This is a genomic window from Scandinavium goeteborgense, assembly GCF_003935895.2.
GTDB classification, from domain to species: domain Bacteria; phylum Pseudomonadota; class Gammaproteobacteria; order Enterobacterales; family Enterobacteriaceae; genus Scandinavium; species Scandinavium goeteborgense.
This window is the reverse complement of sequence record NZ_CP054058.1, coordinates 1,585,348-1,602,405: the sequence shown is the minus strand read 5'-3', so window position 1 is coordinate 1,602,405 and position 17,058 is coordinate 1,585,348. Positions and strand designations below refer to the sequence as shown.

At 55.2% G+C, this 17,058-nt stretch carries 16 protein-coding genes and 2 tRNA genes; 7 read left to right on the top strand and 11 right to left on the bottom strand.

Going from position 1 to position 17,058, the window contains the following annotated elements; all coding sequences use genetic code 11:
* Position 1: 1 nt before the first annotated feature.
* Positions 2–1,768, top strand: a complete 1,767-nt coding sequence (locus tag A8O29_RS08330; protein WP_125351977.1) for an aminopeptidase P family protein — start codon at positions 2–4, stop codon at positions 1,766–1,768.
* 125 nt (positions 1,769–1,893) lie between these two features.
* On the opposite strand, the gene A8O29_RS08325 is transcribed toward A8O29_RS08330, so the two are convergent.
* Entirely contained in the window at positions 1,894–2,067 is a 174-nt protein-coding gene (locus tag A8O29_RS08325; RefSeq protein ID WP_125351978.1) for an Arc family DNA-binding protein, read from the bottom strand.
* 133 nt (positions 2,068–2,200) lie between these two features.
* Between A8O29_RS08325 and A8O29_RS08320 the strand changes: the two genes are divergently transcribed.
* Positions 2,201–2,548 (top strand): hypothetical protein, encoded by a 348-nt coding sequence (locus tag A8O29_RS08320; RefSeq protein WP_125351979.1) that lies wholly within the window; start codon positions 2,201–2,203, stop codon positions 2,546–2,548.
* A gap of 52 nt (positions 2,549–2,600) precedes the next feature.
* Here the strand turns inward: A8O29_RS08320 and A8O29_RS08315 are convergent.
* The 3 genes from A8O29_RS08315 to A8O29_RS08305 all read right to left on the bottom strand — a co-directional run bounded on the left by A8O29_RS08315 (position 2,601) and on the right by A8O29_RS08305 (position 5,982).
* Positions 2,601–2,676, bottom strand: a tRNA-Asn gene (locus A8O29_RS08315).
* 103 nt (positions 2,677–2,779) lie between these two features.
* The gene (locus A8O29_RS08310) at positions 2,780–4,168 is read right to left on the bottom strand and encodes an APC family permease (protein ID WP_125351980.1); all 1,389 of its coding nucleotides are present in this window, start codon (positions 4,166–4,168) and stop codon (positions 2,780–2,782) included.
* Between the two features lie 395 nt (positions 4,169–4,563).
* Positions 4,564–5,982, bottom strand: coding sequence for a glutamine synthetase family protein (locus tag A8O29_RS08305; RefSeq protein ID WP_125351982.1), 1,419 nt, complete (start codon positions 5,980–5,982; stop codon positions 4,564–4,566).
* A gap of 211 nt (positions 5,983–6,193) precedes the next feature.
* Here A8O29_RS08305 and puuD point away from each other — a divergent pair, with 211 nt between their 5' ends.
* The 4 genes from puuD (at position 6,194) to A8O29_RS08285 (ending at position 10,460) form a co-directional block, all read left to right on the top strand.
* Positions 6,194–6,958, top strand: a complete 765-nt coding sequence (puuD, locus tag A8O29_RS08300; protein ID WP_110509676.1) for a gamma-glutamyl-gamma-aminobutyrate hydrolase — start codon at positions 6,194–6,196, stop codon at positions 6,956–6,958.
* A gap of 25 nt (positions 6,959–6,983) precedes the next feature.
* Positions 6,984–7,541: an HTH-type transcriptional regulator PuuR gene (gene puuR / locus A8O29_RS08295; RefSeq protein WP_110509576.1), complete on the top strand. Its 558-nt coding sequence runs from the start codon at positions 6,984–6,986 to the stop codon at positions 7,539–7,541.
* A gap of 148 nt (positions 7,542–7,689) precedes the next feature.
* The gene (gene puuC, locus A8O29_RS08290) at positions 7,690–9,177 is read left to right on the top strand and encodes an aldehyde dehydrogenase PuuC (RefSeq protein ID WP_125351983.1); all 1,488 of its coding nucleotides are present in this window, start codon (positions 7,690–7,692) and stop codon (positions 9,175–9,177) included.
* 2 nt (positions 9,178–9,179) lie between these two features.
* On the top strand, positions 9,180–10,460 hold the full coding sequence (locus tag A8O29_RS08285) for an NAD(P)/FAD-dependent oxidoreductase (protein WP_125351984.1): 1,281 nt from the start codon (positions 9,180–9,182) through the stop codon (positions 10,458–10,460).
* A gap of 149 nt (positions 10,461–10,609) precedes the next feature.
* Here the strand turns inward: A8O29_RS08285 and A8O29_RS08280 are convergent, their stop codons facing one another.
* The gene (locus tag A8O29_RS08280) at positions 10,610–12,034 is read right to left on the bottom strand and encodes an EmmdR/YeeO family multidrug/toxin efflux MATE transporter (RefSeq protein ID WP_125351985.1); all 1,425 of its coding nucleotides are present in this window, start codon (positions 12,032–12,034) and stop codon (positions 10,610–10,612) included.
* A 79-nt stretch (positions 12,035–12,113) separates the two neighbouring features.
* Positions 12,114–12,221 (bottom strand): DUF5951 family protein, encoded by a 108-nt coding sequence (locus tag A8O29_RS22950; protein ID WP_420853995.1) that lies wholly within the window; start codon positions 12,219–12,221, stop codon positions 12,114–12,116.
* A 5-nt stretch (positions 12,222–12,226) separates the two neighbouring features.
* On the opposite strand from A8O29_RS22950, the gene A8O29_RS08275 reads away from it, so the two are divergent.
* A tRNA-Asn gene (locus A8O29_RS08275) sits at positions 12,227–12,302 on the top strand.
* Between the two features lie 60 nt (positions 12,303–12,362).
* Here A8O29_RS08275 and ldtA read toward each other — a convergent pair.
* From ldtA to dacD, 5 genes are all read right to left on the bottom strand, one after another.
* Entirely contained in the window at positions 12,363–13,298 is a 936-nt protein-coding gene (ldtA, locus tag A8O29_RS08270) for a L,D-transpeptidase (RefSeq protein ID WP_125351986.1), read from the bottom strand.
* A gap of 206 nt (positions 13,299–13,504) precedes the next feature.
* On the bottom strand, positions 13,505–13,840 hold the full coding sequence (locus tag A8O29_RS08265) for a DUF496 family protein (RefSeq protein ID WP_125351987.1): 336 nt from the start codon (positions 13,838–13,840) through the stop codon (positions 13,505–13,507).
* Between the two features lie 164 nt (positions 13,841–14,004).
* Positions 14,005–15,063, bottom strand: coding sequence for an FUSC family protein (locus tag A8O29_RS08260; RefSeq protein ID WP_125351988.1), 1,059 nt, complete (start codon positions 15,061–15,063; stop codon positions 14,005–14,007).
* A gap of 101 nt (positions 15,064–15,164) precedes the next feature.
* A complete protein-coding gene (gene sbmC / locus A8O29_RS08255; protein ID WP_125351989.1) occupies positions 15,165–15,638 on the bottom strand; it encodes a DNA gyrase inhibitor SbmC in 474 nt (157 codons plus the stop codon).
* Positions 15,639–15,778: 140 nt separating this feature from the next.
* The gene (gene dacD, locus A8O29_RS08250) at positions 15,779–16,945 is read right to left on the bottom strand and encodes a serine-type D-Ala-D-Ala carboxypeptidase DacD (protein WP_133461854.1); all 1,167 of its coding nucleotides are present in this window, start codon (positions 16,943–16,945) and stop codon (positions 15,779–15,781) included.
* Positions 16,946–17,058 lie beyond the last annotated feature (113 nt).

Here is a 17,058-nt window from a genome sequence, read left to right as displayed (position 1 = left end):
AATGCAAACAGCATCACCTCTTTCCGCCCTGCGCAGCCATCTGCTGGCGCAGGGGCTTGATGGCATGATTGTGCCGCGGGCCGACGCCTGGCAAAGCGAATACGCCGCGCCGCATGATGACAAACTGGCGTGGCTGACAGGCTTTACCGGTACCGCTGGCGTCGCGCTGGTGCTTCAGGATAAAGCCCTGCTTTTCGTCGATGGTCGTTATCAGGTACAGGTGCGTAACGAAGTGGATTTGCAGGCCTGGGAAATCCATCATCTGCACAACGATCCGCTAGAAACCCACCTGCCCGTCAACGGCCGGATTGGCTTTGACCCGATGCTGATGGTCAACAGCCAGTTCGAATTGCTGAACGCAACCGGATGCACATTGACACCGCTGGCCGACGATCCGTTCACCACGGTCTGGCACGACAGACCTGCCGCACCGCAGGGCGCGATGCGCGAAATGCCGTTGTCGGTAGCCGGTGAAAGCAGCACCGACAAACGCGCGCGTATCGCCGCTGTGCTGGATGCCAAAGGCGCGGATTATCTGGTGATCACTCAGCCGGATAACATCGCCTGGTTGCTGAATGTGCGTGGCTCCGATATCGCCACCAGCCCGGTGCCGTTGTCCTTCGCCCTGCTCAGCCGTACTGGCGAGACGCAGTGGTTTGTCGACGCGGCAAAAACCGCGAATTTACCGCAGGCGCTGCTGGCCAGCCTGACGCTGTCGCCGATGGAACAGCTGGTGCCGGGCTGCCAGCAAGCAGCCAACGGCAAGCGCATTCTGCTGGATGCTGACAGCGCCCCGGTCGCACTGCGTTTTGCCGTCGAGCAACACGGTGGCGAGGTGTGCTGGGCCGCAGACCCGATCACGCTGATCAAGGCGACCAAGAACAGCATCGAGCTGGAAGGCTATCGCGAAAGTCATCAAAAAGACGGGGCCGCGTGGGTGAATTTCCTCGCCTGGCTGTCACATGAAGTTCCGGCGCGTCTGGCGGCCGGCAACCCGCTGACGGAGCTGGAAGCGCAGGCTAAACAGCTCGCCTTCCGCGAGCAGCAGGAGAACTTCATCGAGCAGAGTTTTGGCACCATTTCCGCGGCATCCTCCAATGCGGCGATGTGCCATTACCATTCAAGTGACGCGACCAACGCCGCGCTCACCGCCGACAGTTTCTACCTCAATGATTCTGGCGGTCAGTACGTCAACGGTACCACCGACGCCACGCGCACGCTGTCCTTTGGCCCGTTAGATCCGCAGCGTAAATTGCACTACACCGCGGTGCTGAAAGGGTTTTTATCGTTAATCACGTTGCAGTTCCCTACCGGCAGCTTTGGGCATCAGTTGGATGCGTTCGCACGTCGTCATCTGTGGGAGTTGGGGATTGATTTCGATCACGGTACCGGGCACGGCGTCGGGCATCAGTTGCTGATCCACGAAGCCCCGCATCGTATTGCGAAAAAGGTCAACCTGTGGCCGCTGGCGGCGGGCAACATAATGACCATCGAGCCGGGATATTATCTGGAAGGTGAATACGGGATCCGCATAGAGAATCAGGTGGAGGTGATCGACGGCATGCCGGGCTTCTGCCGCTTCGCATCGCTGACGATGATCCCGATCGACATCAGTCAGGTTGAGCTCAACCAGCTCACCGACCGCGAAAAACAGTGGCTGGATGACTACCACCAGCAGGTTCGCGAGACGCTCTCACCATTGGTCGACAGCGAGGCGCGCCCATGGCTGTTTGCCGCCACCGCCCCGGTTCGGGTACAGGTGAGTTAACGCCATCTCAACGCCCGGCGGCGCAAGCTTGCCGGGCCTACGAAGCCACGCAATATGTCAATTTTGTAGGCCCGGTAAGCGGAGCGCCACCGGGCAAAAGGTTGCCAAAAAATACGTTTTCGGACTTAACCTTTTGGATCTACGCCTCTTTCACGTAACTCTTTACGCAATATTCGTTTAATCCACGTCGCAAGTGAAGCGTCGCCATCCTTACGCGCCTGCTCTTCCAGCTGTTCACGAAACTTTTCTGGAAGCCGCATCTGATATTGGGGAGAGCGTTTTTCTTCTGGTATTGACATTGGTACGTACCGGGAGTGGTTTTCACATATGGTAACGACCATAGTACTTATGTTGTTACCTACTTACAACGAAGCCCGGCAGTGCTGTAACACATACCGGGCCTCTGACCACAACATTAAACGGAGTAATGCCATGGCTGACGCCGATACTAACACGAACCGCTACATCGACTCACATCCCACTGCGGATATCTACTTTTCCGATATGGCCGCTTCGCTGGTCGATATTAACTTTTGCAATATGGAAACCGTCAACTGCCTGGTTCTCATGCATTGCTGCGACGAAGCACGCGCTGGACTTTGCCACTGCCTTGAGTTTATTGGAGAAGACCTGGCAAAAGATCACGCGAAGGAACTGACGCAGAAAAACCTGCATCAGATCGGGCATACGCTCAGTAGCATTGGCCAACTGGTACCCGCGCTGACCGATCTTTCTGGTTACTTAAAGACAGAGTTGCTGCAGCGTAACGAACTGCACTAAACCCTAAAAAAGCAAAAAGCCCGCTCAGTTTCCTGAGCAGGCTTCTTAAATATGGCTCCTCTGACTGGACTCGAACCAGTGACATACGGATTAACAGTCCGCCGTTCTACCGACTGAACTACAGAGGAATCGGTTAACGGGGCGCATATTAGCGATGCGCCCGCGGCTTGTCAAAGCCTGTTTTTCACATTTTTAATCGTTTGCCGATTTCTTCCACAGACTGGGTAAAAATCACTCCCAGGCCCGCTCCGCTTTTGCTGAATCGAACTGCGGTGGCGGCTTGCGGAAGCGTCCGGTCAGGTACGCCAGATACAGTAAACCCACGCCGGCCCACACCAGTCCCAACGTTAAGGACGTTGCTTCCAGGTTGATCCACAGCACGGCGACGGTGGCGGCACCAATCAACGGCAGGATCAGGTAGTTCACCTTGTCTTTCCAGGTTTTGTTCCGACCTTCACGACGCCAGAAGTGGTTGAACACCGACAGGTTCACGAAGGTAAACGCCACCAGCGCACCGAAGTTAATCAACGCCGTGGCGGTCACGAGGTCGAAGAACAACGCCGACAGCGAAACCACGCCCACCATCAGCACGTTCAGCGCCGGGGTGCGCCATTTCGGGTGCACATAACCGAAATATTTTTCCGGGAACACGTTATCCCGGCCCATAACGTACAACAGGCGCGACACGCTCGCATGAGACGCCAGACCCGATGCCAGGGTATTCACAAACGTGGTGCAGAGGAAAATAGACTGGAACAGCTTGCCACCCACGTACAGCGCAATCTCCGGCAGCGCGGCATCCGGATTCTTGAAGCGGCTGATATCCGGGAAGAACAGCTGCATGAAGAACGAGGCCACAATAAAGATGATCCCGCCATATACCGCCGTCAGAAAAATTGCTTTCGGGATAGTCTTCGCCGCATCCGGGGTTTCTTCCGACAGCGTAGTCACCGCATCGAAGCCCAGGAACGAGAAGCAGACTATCGTTGCCCCGGTGATAATCGGGATCAGGTGCGCGTTCTGGCTGACAAATGGTTGCAGCGACCAGACCGTGCCGATGCCCTCTCCTTTATGCAGCCCTTGCACCACCAGGATGATGAACACCACCATGATGCAAATCTGCACCAGCACAAACAGCGTGTTGAAGTTTGCCACCAGGTTAACGCTTTTCAGGTTCGCGGCGGTGAGGATCGCCACAAAACCGACCACCCAGATCCACGGCGCGACGTCAGGGAACAGCGCGGAGAGATAGATTTTCGCCAGCAGGACGTTAATCATCGGCAGGAACAGATAATCCAGCAGCGATGACCAGCCGACCATAAAGCCGACGTGGGGGCTTATGGATTTTTGTGCGTAGGTATAAGCGGAGCCCGCCTGCGGGAACTGGCGAACCAGTTTGCCGTAGCTGATTGCGGTAAACAGCACGCCCGCCAGCGCCAACAAATACGACGCCGGTACGTGCCCGTGGCTGATGCCGGAAACAATACCGAAAGTATCAAACACCGACATCGGGGTGAGATAGGCCAGACCCATCACCACCACTTGCCAGAGCTTTAAAGATTTGCGCAGCTGCGGTTTACCCGCCTGCGACTTGAGTTCGACAGAGGAATTAGTCGCCATCACGAAGCCCCCCCATGCGCGTCCAGGTTTGCGATGATGTCGTCGTTGTTGCAAACCTGCTTAGCCTGGGGGTGAGTCGTGTCACTAAAGGAGAAAACGTCGGGCACATACCGGCAGCCGGTCCGTCGTAGTCAATGCGGCAACAGCGTTCACCTTCGCCGTGCGGGTATTTAAACATCTGCATCATCTCATTTCCTCGTCATACAATTTGTCGATTAACTGAAGACCCGTTGCCGCCTGCGCTCCTTTACGCGACGCCGGGAAATGGCAGGTTACCCTGCAAAACGTCCGGTCTGGCTCCGCTCAGACCGTATGATGCTGCTTATTATTTTGCTGCCTGGTATGACGCCCGGTGGCGCTGCGCTTACCGGGCCTACAGGCCAGGAAACGCATCGTCAGGCGTTTTTCAGCATCCACTCAATTTCAGTTTCTGTGATCAGACGCTCAAACTGAATCAACTCGTCGTTCTTACAGGCGTGGAACACATGGCTGAAGCGCTCACCCATCAGTTCACGCAGGTTGTCGTTTTGCATGAATTCCCACAGCGCATCGCTCTGGCGAATCGGGAACGGCAGACCTTCCTGCTCCAGACCATTGCCTTCGACTTCTTCCTGAAGCGGCAGATCGTTGTTCAGACCATGCAAAATACCCGCGAGGATTGACGCCATCACCAGATATGGGTTGGCATCAGCACCCGCTACGCGGTACTCGACACGGTGATTGTCACGATCGCCACACGGGATGCGCAGCGCAACGGTACGGTTGTTGTGCCCCCAGGAAGCCTGCGTTGGCACGTACATACCCGGCTGGAAACGACGGTAGGAGTTAACGTTCGGCGCTAACAGTGCCATAGATGCAGGCATCAGATCTATCATTCCCGCAAGCGAGCGCTTGAGGATGCTCGAATCTTCGCCATCGGCTTCAGACAGCACGTTTTCGCCTTTGCTGTTCAGCATGCTGATATGAATGTGCATCCCGCTACCGGCATATTCTTCATACGGCTTCGCCATAAAGGTGGCGTGCATTTTGTGTTTTTCCGCCACCGTACGCACCAGACGTTTCAGCGCCAGCGCATCGTCGCAGGCATCAAGCACGTTATCGGTGTGGTGAAGGTTGATTTCGAACTGGCCCGGAGACGCTTCGGCTACTGCGCCATCCGCCGGGATCAGCTGCAAACGCGCTAAATCGTCGATATCGGTCAGCACGTCCGCGAAGTGGTTGAGGTTATCAACGGAGTAAACCTGGCTTTGGGTATTGCGGTCATCGGTGCCTGGCGCGCAGGGCGGCTGCAGGAAACCTTCGTTATCGCGCTGACGGTCAAGTAAATAGAACTCCAGCTCTACCGCTACCACGGGGAACAGACCGCGCTGGCGCAGCTGCTGCCAGAGTCGATTCAGCACGTTCCGCGGCTCAACGTCAAAGGGAGCGCCATCTTCATCCAGCATGGTCAGCATCATTTGGCCGATAAATTCCGGGTCAGCCGCTGACGGGGTTAAGGTACCCAGTACCGGGACACAGCTGCGGTCCGGCTCGCCCAGCTCTTGTCCCAGGCCCGCTTCTTCTACGACGTTGCCGAGAATATCCATCGCAAATACCGACGCCGGGAAGTAGCAGCCTTTCTCTATCTTACTCAGGCTGGCGACCGGGATACGTTTGCCTCGGAAGCAACCGTTCAGGTCGGTCAGCAGAACATCAACATATTGGGTATTGGGGTAACGCTCGAGAAAGGTTTTTACTTCGCGCGCAAACGCGCTACTTCGTCTCTCTTCGGAATGCTGAACAAAATTCTCAACTTCTACGATATTGGTTTCCATGATTCACCGCCGTTGCTTTGGATGCCGGTCCTGATTTCGACCGTTAAATATAATGTCCACCTATCGACAATGGCGTTAACCTAAATGTTTGTCAAATGTTAAATTGAGTTTGCAAAGAGGTTATCGCACTGCTAGATTGAGAAAATAATGAACGGAAATGAGCCATATGGAAGAGTTTGGCAATAATTTAGTCCAGAATGTGAGGGTGATCATGGGCAATATATTTGACAAGCCAGTTATCGGTGTCGTGATGTGCAGGAACAGGCTTAAGGGTCACCAGACCCAGACCTTGCAAGAAAAGTACCTGAATGCTGTATTAAATGCCGGCGGTTTGCCGATTGCCCTGCCCCATGCGCTGGCGGAGCCGGAACTGCTGAATGCCCTTCTGCCAAAACTTGATGGAATCTTCTTACCCGGCAGCCCCAGCAATGTGCAGCCGCACCTCTATGGTGAAAACGGCGATGAGCCTGACGCCGATCCTGGGCGTGATGAATTGAGCATGGCGTTGATCACCGCCGGGCTCGAAAGGCGCATCCCCATTTTCGCCATCTGCCGGGGTTTGCAGGAACTTGTTGTCGCCACTGGCGGGACTCTGTATCGTCGCCTGTGCGATCAGCCTCAGTTCCTGGAACACCGTGAAGATTCGGAACTCCCGGTGGAGCAGCAGTATGCGCCATCACACGAAGTTCAGGTTCAAGAGGGAGGATTGCTTTCGAGATTAATACCGGGCTGCAACACGTTTTGGGTGAACTCATTACACGGTCAAGGCGCGAAAACGCTCGGTCCGCTGCTGCGCGTGGAAGCCCGCTCGCAGGATGGCCTGGTCGAAGCTGCCAGCATTCACGATCACCCGTTCGCCCTCGGTGTGCAATGGCACCCGGAATGGAACAGCAGCGAATACGCTCTGTCGCGTTTGTTGCTTGAAGGTTTTATCACCGCTTGTCAGAACCACCTCGCTGAAAAACAGCGACTCTGACCCCTACAGTTAAGGAAATGCCAATATGAGCGATGACGGCCTGGCGCCGGGTAAACGTTTGTCAGCGATCCGCCAACAATTGGGTCTTTCACAACGTCGTGCCGCCGAACTGTCTGGATTAACGCATAGTGCCATCAGCACCATAGAACAGGACAAAGTCAGTCCTGCCATCAGTACCTTGCAAAAGTTGCTGAAAGTTTATGGGCTGTCGCTCTCCGAGTTCTTCGCGGACCCGGAAAAACCTGATGAGCCGCAGGTGGTTATTAATCAGGATGACCTGATTGAAATCGGCAGTCAGGGTGTTTCAATGAAGTTGGTTCACAACGGAAATCCGAACCGGACACTGGCAATGATCTTCGAGACGTATCAACCGGGCACAACAACCGGGGAGCGGATCAAACACCAGGGTGAGGAAATAGGCACGATACTGGAAGGTGACGTGATTCTGACCATCAACGGCCAGGATTATCACCTCGTTGCAGGGCAAAGTTATGCCATCAACACCGGCATACCGCACAGCTTCAGCAACACTTCCGCAGGCATATGCCGCATCATCAGTGCCCATACCCCCACCACGTTCTGATATTCCTGAATTAAATTTGGCCTGATTTCTCAGGCCTTTTTAAATAGCGCCTTTTTACAGGATTTATTTCCTGGGGCGTTTTGCAGCCAGATTTTGCCGATAGCAGCAGAGAAAGACCGATTATCTTATTGAATACAAAGGAGTCACTATGGACTTTCAGCATCTGAATTACTGGCAGGAAAAAGCGAAAAATATCTCTTTAGAAACCCGTTTGTTTATTAATGGCGAATACTGCCAGGCGCAAGACAATAGCACCTTTGAAATTGTGGACCCCGCCGGACAATGCCCGCTTGCCCAAGTGGCGCGCGGGAAAAAAGCCGATGTGGATATCGCCGTGCGCGGTGCTCGCGAGGTTTTCGAGCGCGGAGACTGGTCGCAAGCATCGCCTGCTAAACGCAAAGCGGTGCTGACTAAGTTGGCGGATTTGATGGAACAGCATCACGAGGAGCTGGCGCTGCTGGAGACACTCGACACCGGCAAGCCTATTCGCCATAGCCTGCTTGATGATATTCCCGGCGCGGCCCGCGCTATCCGCTGGTATGCCGAAGCTATCGACAAAGTGTATGGCGAAGTCGCCACCACCGGGGTGAACGAGCTGGCGCTGATTGTGCGTGAACCGATTGGCGTGGTGGCCGCCGTGGTGCCGTGGAACTTCCCGCTGCTGCTAGCCTGCTGGAAACTGGGCCCGGCGCTGGCGTCAGGCAATAGCGTTATCCTCAAACCTTCCGAGAAATCCCCGTTAACCGCCCTTCGTCTGGCGCAGCTGGCGAAACAAGCCGGGCTGCCAGACGGCGTATTCAACGTCATCAGTGGCTTTGGTCATGAAGCGGGCCAGGCGCTGTCTCAGCATCCGGACGTGGACGTCATCACCTTCACCGGCTCGACCCGCACCGGCAAACAGCTGCTGAAAGACGCGGGTGACAGCAACATGAAACGCGTGTGGCTGGAAGCTGGCGGCAAGAGCGCCAACATTGTGTTCGCCGATTGCCCGGATCTTGAAAAAGCCGCCGCCAACACCGCCGCAGGCATTTTCTACAACCAGGGTCAGGTGTGTATCGCCGGGACGCGACTGCTGCTGGAAGAGAGCATCGCCGACCATTTCATCGCGCTGCTGAAAGAGCAGGCTAAAAACTGGCAGCCGGGTAATCCGCTCGATCCGAAAACGACCATGGGTACGCTGATCGATAACGCCCATGCCGACACCGTGCACAGTTTTATTCGCGACGGTGAAACTCAGGGCACGCTGGCGCTGGATGGCCGCGACGGCAAACATCCGGCGGCTATCGGCCCGACAATTTTTGTCGATACCGCACCGACAGCTCGTGTGGGTCGCGATGAAATCTTCGGCCCGGTGCTGGTTGTCACCCGCTTTAAAACCGAAGCGCAGGCGCTGGAGCTGGCCAACGACAGTGAATACGGACTCGGCGCTGCCGTGTGGACCAACGACCTGTCACGTGCGCACCGCATGAGCCGCCGCCTGAAAGCCGGTTCCGTGTTTGTGAACAACTATAACGATGGCGACATGACCGTGCCGTTCGGTGGTTATAAGCAGAGCGGTAACGGGCGCGATAAGTCCCTGCACGCCCTGGAAAAATTTAGTGAACTGAAAACTATCTGGATTGCCCTGGAGCCTTAATCATGACTGAACATACCACCAGCTATTACGCCGCGAGCGCCAATCAGTATGAACCGTTTCCAACCCTGAGCGAGTCCGTCACCTGTGACGTGTGCGTGGTCGGCGGCGGTTACACCGGGCTTTCTTCCGCGCTGCATCTTGCCGAAATGGGTTACGACGTGGTGCTGCTGGAATCGGCACGCATCGGTTTCGGCGCCAGCGGTCGCAACGGCGGCCAGCTGGTTAACTCTTACAGCCGTGATATCGACGTTATCGAGCGCACCTACGGCCCGGATTCGGCCAAAATGCTCGGCAGCATGATGTTTGAAGGCGGCAAGATTATTCGCGAGCGCATCAAGCGCTATCAGATTGACTGCGATTATCGTCCGGGCGGCCTGTTCGTGGCGATGAACCACAAACAGCTCGAAACGCTGGAAGAGCAGAAAGCCAACTGGGAACGCTACGGCAACACCCAGCTGGAAATACTGGACGCCAACGAGCTGAAGCGTGAAGTGGACAGCGATCGCTATGTCGGCGCTCTGCTTGATCACAGCGGCGGACATATTCATCCGCTGAATCTGGCGATTGGTGAAGCGAATGCGATTCGCCTGAACGGGGGCCGCGTATATGAGCAATCGCCGGTGACGAATATTCAGCACAGCAGCCCGGCGGTGGTTAGCACCGCAAATGGCCAGGTGACGGCGAAGTACGTGATTGTGGCGGGGAACGCTTATCTGGGCGACAAGCTCGAGCCGGATCTGGCGAAACGCAGCATGCCGTGCGGCACCCAGGTGTTGACCACGGAGCCATTGAGCGAAGACGTCGCACGTTCGCTGATTCCAAATAACTACTGCGTCGAGGACTGTAACTATCTGCTCGATTATTACCGTCTGACCGGTGACAACCGCCTGCTGTACGGCGGCGGCGTGGTGTACGGTGCGCGTGATCCGGCGGATGTCGAGCGTCTGGTGATGCCGAACCTGCTGAAAACCTTCCCGCAGCTGAAAGGCGTGAAGATTGACTACAGCTGGACCGGCAATTTCCTGCTGACGCTGTCACGCATGCCGCAGTTTGGGCGTCTGGATAAAAACATTTATTACATGCAGGGTTACAGCGGCCACGGTGTGACCTGTACGCATCTGGCGGGACGTTTGATTTCCGAGTTACTGCGTGGCGATGCAGAACGCTTTGATGCGTTTGCCAAACTGCCGCACTACCCGTTCCCGGGTGGGCGTACGCTGCGCATTCCGTTCACCGCGATGGGTGCGGCATATTATAGTCTTCGCGATCGCCTTGGGGTGTAATGCTCTCTTGTATGTTGCCCGGTGGCGCGATGCTTACCGGGCCTACAAAATTCAAGAGCTTAGTACCTTCGTAGGCCCGGCAAGCTTGCGCCGCCGGGCGCTGCTTTGATATTTCGCCCAACGCACAGAAAGATCCCCTGTGCGTTTTTTTATTGGTTTCTCACTCGCGGGTATTTCCACAGCCAGCGGCCGCTGATCATCCGCCAGTAGAACGCCACGCCGCGCACTGCCCAGTCGAGGAACATGCCGAGCCATACGCCGACCACGCCCCAGCCCAGAACAATCCCGAGGAAGTAACCGGCCACCACGCGGGCACCCCACATGCTGAACATCGACACCCACATGGCGTAACGTGCATCACGCGCGCCTTTCAGCCCGGCCGGTAACACCCACGACGCAGACCAAATCGGCATAAACGCGGCGTTCAGCCACAGAAGCTCTTTCACCACTTCTTTCACATCCGCTTCGTGGGTATAGAAAGAAGCGAACAGCCCGGCGAACGGGGCGGTGCCCCAGGCAATGGCAGTCAGCACGATGGTCGACATCCAGAACACATGGCGAAGCTGTTTTTCCGCCTGGCCAATTTGCCCTTTGCCAAGTCGCTTGCCGGTAATAATGGTCGACGCTGAGCCCAGCGCGTTCCCCGGCAGGTTGATCAACGACGCCACTGAAAAGGCGATAAAGTTCCCGGCGATAACGTCGGTTCCCATCCCGGCGACGAACATCTGCGTCAGCAGTTTACCGCTGTTAAACAACACCGATTCAATACTCGCCGGAATACCAATCCCCATCACTTCCCAGATAATGGCGAAGTTAAGCGGCTTGATGTAACTCTTGAGCGGAATACGCAGCGCCGGATTAAAACCGACCGCCAGCACCGCGACAATCCCAATCGCGCCGATGTAGCGCGAAATCGTCAGCCCCAGCCCGGCGCCCATGAACCCCATGCCCTGCCAGGAAAACGCCCCGTAAATCAGGACGCTACTGATAATAATGTTCAGGATGTTCATCCCGCCGTTAATCAGCAGCGGAATTTTGGTGTTGCCCGCCCCGCGCAGTGCTCCGCTGCCGATCAGTGCAATCGCCGCCGCCGGGTAGCTCAGCACCGTCAATTCGAGATAGGTCAGCGCCAGCTCTTTGACGTGGGGTGTTGCCGCCCCGGCCACCACTTCGATGATTTCCCGGCCAAACATATGAATGACCGCAGCGAGGATAATAGAGAACAGCGTCATGATAACCAGCGACTGACGGGCAGCCGCCCTCGCCTGTTTTCGATTACGCTTGCCGAGACTGAAGGCAACGACCACCGTGGTACCGAGATCGATAGCGGTAAAGAACGCCATAATTACCATGTTGAAGCTGTCTGCCAGCCCGACCCCGGCCATGGCATCCGCCCCGAGCCAGCTCACCAGGAATGTACTCAACACGCCCATTAACAGAACGCAGGTATTTTCCAGAAAGATAGGCACAGCAAGAGGGGTGATTTCACGCCAGAACAGAACACGGTAGGTTTTGCGGTTTTTATACCAGGTAGTGCGGGTGACGGCCTGGCGTACTGCGGCAGAGACGTTCAAAGGGTGCCTTAGAGAGAAAGTTGAAACCTCGTTTTAAATGATGAGGGAGAAATGGCAATCCTGCAACGTTGAATTGCGTTTAAATTGTGGGTAAATACAACAGATTGTTGACAGAACCGGCAGTCGCGACGAAAGGTTTGCATTGAGGTTTGACAAAATTTTTTTCGCCGCTAAGATAAGCCTCCAACCGATTCCTCTGTAGTTCAGTCGGTAGAACGGCGGACTGTTAATCCGTATGTCACTGGTTCGAGTCCAGTCAGAGGAGCCATATTTAAGAAGCCTGCTCAGGAAACTGAGCGGGCTTTTTGCTTTTTTGTCTCACCGAGAATTACAACTGCCCGGTATTTGCAACTCCTGCACTCACCATCACTGGCATCCCTGAACGACGCGTTAGCGCGGCACTGGCGACGCTGGCGTTCACGTCGGCGCCCCGAGTCGCGGTGTTCAATGTCGGGGTCATCGGCAGTGGGACTTTCTTATCAGACTCAAACTCCGCACGGTTCCGGGACAACGGCTCATGCACCTCCAGCCACCGCAGTCCGTCAGGTTCGACGGTGGATTTCACTGGCCTGTCGATAAGCTGGACGCGCGTCCCTTCCGGCACGTTATCAAACAGATATTTAATGTCGTCTTTGCGCAGGCGGATGCATCCCTGACTGACGCGCAGGCCGATACCAAAGTTGGCATTAGTGCCGTGAATGGCGTACAGCTTGCCGATATAAATGGCGTACAGCCCCATCGGGTTATCCTCGCCCGGCGGCACGAATGCAGGCAACGTTTTCCCCTCTTTCGCATACTCGCGCCGGGTATTCGCCGTCGGCGTCCAGGCCGGGGCTTCCTGCTTACGCTCCACTTTCGTCACCCAGTTTCGCGGCGTTTCGCGCCCAGCCTGACCAATTCCAATCGGTAACACCTCCACCGTGTTGCTCCCCGGCGGATAATAATAAAGCCGCATTTCGGCGACGTTAATCACAATGCCCTCGCGGACCGTGTCCGGCAGGATCAGCTGCTGCGGAATGGTCAAAGTCGTCCCTGCTTTTGGCAAGAACGGGTCAACGCCTGGATTGGCCTCCAGCATGTTGCTGAACCCCTGCCCGTACTGCGCGGCAAAATATTCCAGCGGCTGGGTATTCCCCTCCGGAACGGTAACGATTAACGGCGCGCCGACCAGGCGACTTCCTTCGGGAGGAAGCGGATAGGTCACCGCCTGGGCGCTATGGATAACAGCCGCGAGCCCCAGAGTAAGCGAGAGTAAACGAAGCATAATTTCCCTATTATCGACATGTTGTTGATAGGCTAAATATAGCCCTCTGCATCGGGAGCGCAATTCTCCTGACTTAAAGCGCAGGACCTCTTGGCGTTGTATCGTCGTGAACGCAAACTGAACAACGCGTGAAGCGTTCTGTTGCAGCCATAAAAAAACCCCGCATCGGCGGGGTTTTCATATTCACACTTCTGAGACGTGCAAACTTACTCGGATTTGCTGTCAGCTGATTTCAGCTCGCCCATCACTTTCAGTTTTTTAGAGATCTCGCGACGCTCTTTAGACAGCTCAGCGTTTTTGATGATGTAGTCGTCTACGCGATCTTCGTAGTCAGTTTTCATGCTGGCGATGATGCCCTGAATAGCTTCAACGCTCATGCCGGGTTTGATGTAGTCACTGAGGTTATCAAGCAGCAGCACACGCTTCTGGTTGTCACGGACCTTTTTCTCAACGTCCTGAATTTCGCGCTGCAGTTTGTTTTTACGACGGAACAGACGAACAAACTCCAGAACGTCCTGGAACGAAGGTTTGGTTGATTCCATTTTTACACCCCTGATAATTGAGATTCGGATTCGTAAAACAGCCGCTACGGATAAACATAACTGCTAGCGGCCGCGAATGACAATGGTTTTTGCTCTGCCTCAATCATAACCCTAAACGTAGCTGAATCGAAACAAGCACGCGGCAAACCGTGACCGGGTGGACGTTATTTGCGCAACGCCCGACAAATCAAATGCGACAGCAGTTCCAGTTGTCGGGCCAGCTCCATGCTTAGCCAGACATAACCGTGCATCGGCGTTTCCGCCAGGTCTTTGCCCTTATAATCATTCACCAGCTGGCGTAGCTCGACGACAATGTCGTTCAGCTTTTCGTTGTTCGCCAGAATCGGCTGCGGGTTGCCTTCGTACAGCGCGTGCGCAATGGTGAGCAGCGTCTGCTGGGTCATTTGCTGCATGTCTCGCAGCGTGGGGGAGTTGAGCATCAGATAGTGGCTGTCGCGAGAGGCCCACCAGGCGTTGATTTGCAGCTCAAGCATACAGACCAGATTACGATTCACCGTCTGAATGCCTTCAAAAATCGATTTCTGTATGTGGGTCTCTTTGCTGGCGGGCGTGATCAGGCCACGCATCTTCACCACGTCGTTCAGAACTTTTTGCAGTCGGCGTTCAAGGCGCGGGCGTTCGAGTAAGTTCGGCGAAAATCCGGTTTGATAGAGGCGGTTAAATTCAGTGACGTAGTTTGCCATCTGGATGCGCCAGTGAAGAAACGCCCGCTGCGGCCAAATCCCGGTAAACAGCATCGCAAGCAGTGAACCGATAATCACATCCCCGCTTCGCCACAGCGCCATGTGCATATCACCCGGCGGCGCACCGACAACCACCGCCAGCGTGATGCCAATCAACAGCGCCTGATACGGTTTATTGCCCAGCGCCAGCCAGCCGCAGAGGAACATCGCCGCCGCGCACCACAGTAACATCAGCGGCAGCGACATCAGCTCCAGCTTCAGCGCCACCAGCCCGAGTATGGAACCGAAAATCGTGCCGCCGATTCGCTCAAACGCGCGTGGGACCACGTTTCCCCAGAAAGAGATTGGCCCCATGATAACGACCAGCGTTATGAGCGGCCAGGTGCCTTCAGGTACGTGAAAAAGGCGCACCAACAGAAACGTCAGCACGAACGCGAGAGCTATCCGCACCCCGTGAACAATACGGTAGTTGCGGTATAGACGAATTTCAAAAGGACTCAGTGATTTATCAGCGCGCACACCCGCACTCCGGCCAGGGCAGAAAACACAATTGTATCTGTTTTTCTGCCTCTGGCATCACGGATGCGTAAATAACCTTTTAAAAAGCAGGCTTGTTTACTTTAAACAGCGCGTTTTTTAACAGGTACATACATTTCGATATCCCAATGACCATCCTGATTACCGTCATTGAGATAGAGTTCGAAGCACGGTTTAGCCTCTAACTCGTAGTCTTTGTCCTCCAGCACGCTATTGAAGAACTGGTACCACGGCGTGGAGAAGTCATGATCGACCACGCGCGCAGGCGCTTTGGCGTACATTCCGGCCGCGATCTCGGTGACGATCACCCCTTCACTATTGGCGGGTATCGTGAAGCCGTCTTCTACGGTGACCACGGTGTCTGCCCGCAGTTTTTCCGCTGGCACCTGATCGGGGTTGTCGTAGTAAACCGCCACCCATTCTTTGGCGTGGATCTTATGCCCGTTCACCCACATAGTTAGCTGCTCAAAGCCCTGTTTGACAGTCTTCTCCCACGGGCCAACCAGATGAAAACCGGCGATGACGCGGCGATTTTCCTGCGTAATGCTGTAATCCATATTGCCTCCGTTAAAACATTTACTGGACAAATATACAGTTAAAATTTAGCAAACAGACCTGATGGAGTATGTGCGATATTTCACAAATCCGGAAAGTAAAACGCCCTCCGAAGAGGGCGTTGGGCCAAGCAGGGGCTGACTCAGGATTTGTGGTGCATCCAGTCGCTCAGGCGCGAGAACATGCCGCCTTTGCCCACGCTTTCCAGCGTCACCAGCGGCCAGTGAGCCACAATCTTATCGCCGTCGTAGAGTTCAATTTCCCCGACGCGCTGATGGGCCTCGATTGGCGCATCCAGCTCTTTCTTGTCCATCACGTATTTGGCTTTGATTTTCGGCACTTCGGCTTTCGGTAAGGCCAGCCAGAAGTCCTGATCGGTGCCCAGATCGATGTGTTCTTTATCACCGTACCAGATGCGCTCTGTACCGACTTTTTTGCCGGTATGCAGGATCTGCACAGTATCGAAATTCTGCTGGCCCCAGTGCAGCAGTTTACGCGCCTGATCTTCACGCCCTTTCGAGCTCTCAGCGCCCATGACAACCGCAATCAGACGACGCTTACCGTCGACCGCAGAGGCGATGATGTTAAACCCGGCAGTCGCCGTGTGGCCCGTTTTCAGCCCATCGACGTTCAGATTTTTATCCCACAGCAAGCCGTTACGGTTGTTCTGGGTAATGCCGTTCCAGGTCAGGCTCTTCTCGCTATACATATGATAGAAGTCAGGCTCGCCATGAATAATCGCCCGGGATAACACCGCCAGGTCGAAGGCTGAACTGTGCTGTCCTGGCGCATCAAGACCGTGCACGGTTTCGAAATGGGTATCTTTCAGGCCCAGTTTGCTCACGTAATCGTTCATCATTTTGACGAACTGTGGCTGGCCACCTGCGACGTAGTCAGCCAACGCCACGCAGGCGTCGTTCCCGGAATCGACAATCAGCCCGCGGCTCAGGTCATGCACGCTCAGTCGATCGCCCGCTTTGAGGAACATCAGGGATGACCCGTCAAACACAGGGTTGCCCTTCGCCCAGGCATCGCGACCCACGGTGACCATGTCATCTCCGGTAATGCGATGGCTGTCGATCGCGCGGTCAACCACGTAACCGGTCATCAGCTTTGTGAGACTGGCAGGGTTGCGCTGCTGGTGTTCGTTACCCGCGGTGAGGACCTGTCCGGTGGTGTAATCCATCAGCACCCAGGATGCGGCCTGGATTGCAGGAGGTTGTACCGGTGCGGAAATATAATCTGCGGCAACTGCGCAAGAAACGCTCGAAGCGAGCAAAGAAACAGCAATAAAAAAACGGCCTTTCAACAGCATATCCTCAACTTTTCGTATTCCCGTTCTTTTTACGGCAGTTACGCTTTGCTGACAGCGTTAAATTGCAAGAAAGTATGACATTTCCTGCGTGCGACGCAGAGGGATCG

Excerpts from the sequence above, each read along its gene's own strand:
- puuR (WP_110509576.1), top strand. The coding sequence starts at position 6,984 with ATGAGCGATGACGGCCTGGCGCCGGGTAAACGTTTGTCAGCGATCCGC.
- A8O29_RS08320 (WP_125351979.1), top strand. The coding sequence starts at position 2,201 with ATGGCTGACGCCGATACTAACACGAACCGCTACATCGACTCACATCCC.
- A8O29_RS08285 (WP_125351984.1), top strand. The coding sequence starts at position 9,180 with ATGACTGAACATACCACCAGCTATTACGCCGCGAGCGCCAATCAGTAT.
- puuD (WP_110509676.1), top strand. The coding sequence starts at position 6,194 with ATGGGCAATATATTTGACAAGCCAGTTATCGGTGTCGTGATGTGCAGG.
- A8O29_RS08305 (WP_125351982.1), bottom strand. The coding sequence starts at position 5,982 with ATGGAAACCAATATCGTAGAAGTTGAGAATTTTGTTCAGCATTCCGAA.
- A8O29_RS08330 (WP_125351977.1), top strand. The coding sequence starts at position 2 with ATGCAAACAGCATCACCTCTTTCCGCCCTGCGCAGCCATCTGCTGGCG.
- A8O29_RS08310 (WP_125351980.1), bottom strand. The coding sequence starts at position 4,168 with ATGGCGACTAATTCCTCTGTCGAACTCAAGTCGCAGGCGGGTAAACCG.
- ldtA (WP_125351986.1), bottom strand. The coding sequence starts at position 13,298 with ATGCTTCGTTTACTCTCGCTTACTCTGGGGCTCGCGGCTGTTATCCAT.
- A8O29_RS08325 (WP_125351978.1), bottom strand. The coding sequence starts at position 2,067 with ATGTCAATACCAGAAGAAAAACGCTCTCCCCAATATCAGATGCGGCTT.
- puuC (WP_125351983.1), top strand. The coding sequence starts at position 7,690 with ATGGACTTTCAGCATCTGAATTACTGGCAGGAAAAAGCGAAAAATATC.
- A8O29_RS08265 (WP_125351987.1), bottom strand. The coding sequence starts at position 13,840 with ATGGAATCAACCAAACCTTCGTTCCAGGACGTTCTGGAGTTTGTTCGT.
- sbmC (WP_125351989.1), bottom strand. The coding sequence starts at position 15,638 with ATGGATTACAGCATTACGCAGGAAAATCGCCGCGTCATCGCCGGTTTT.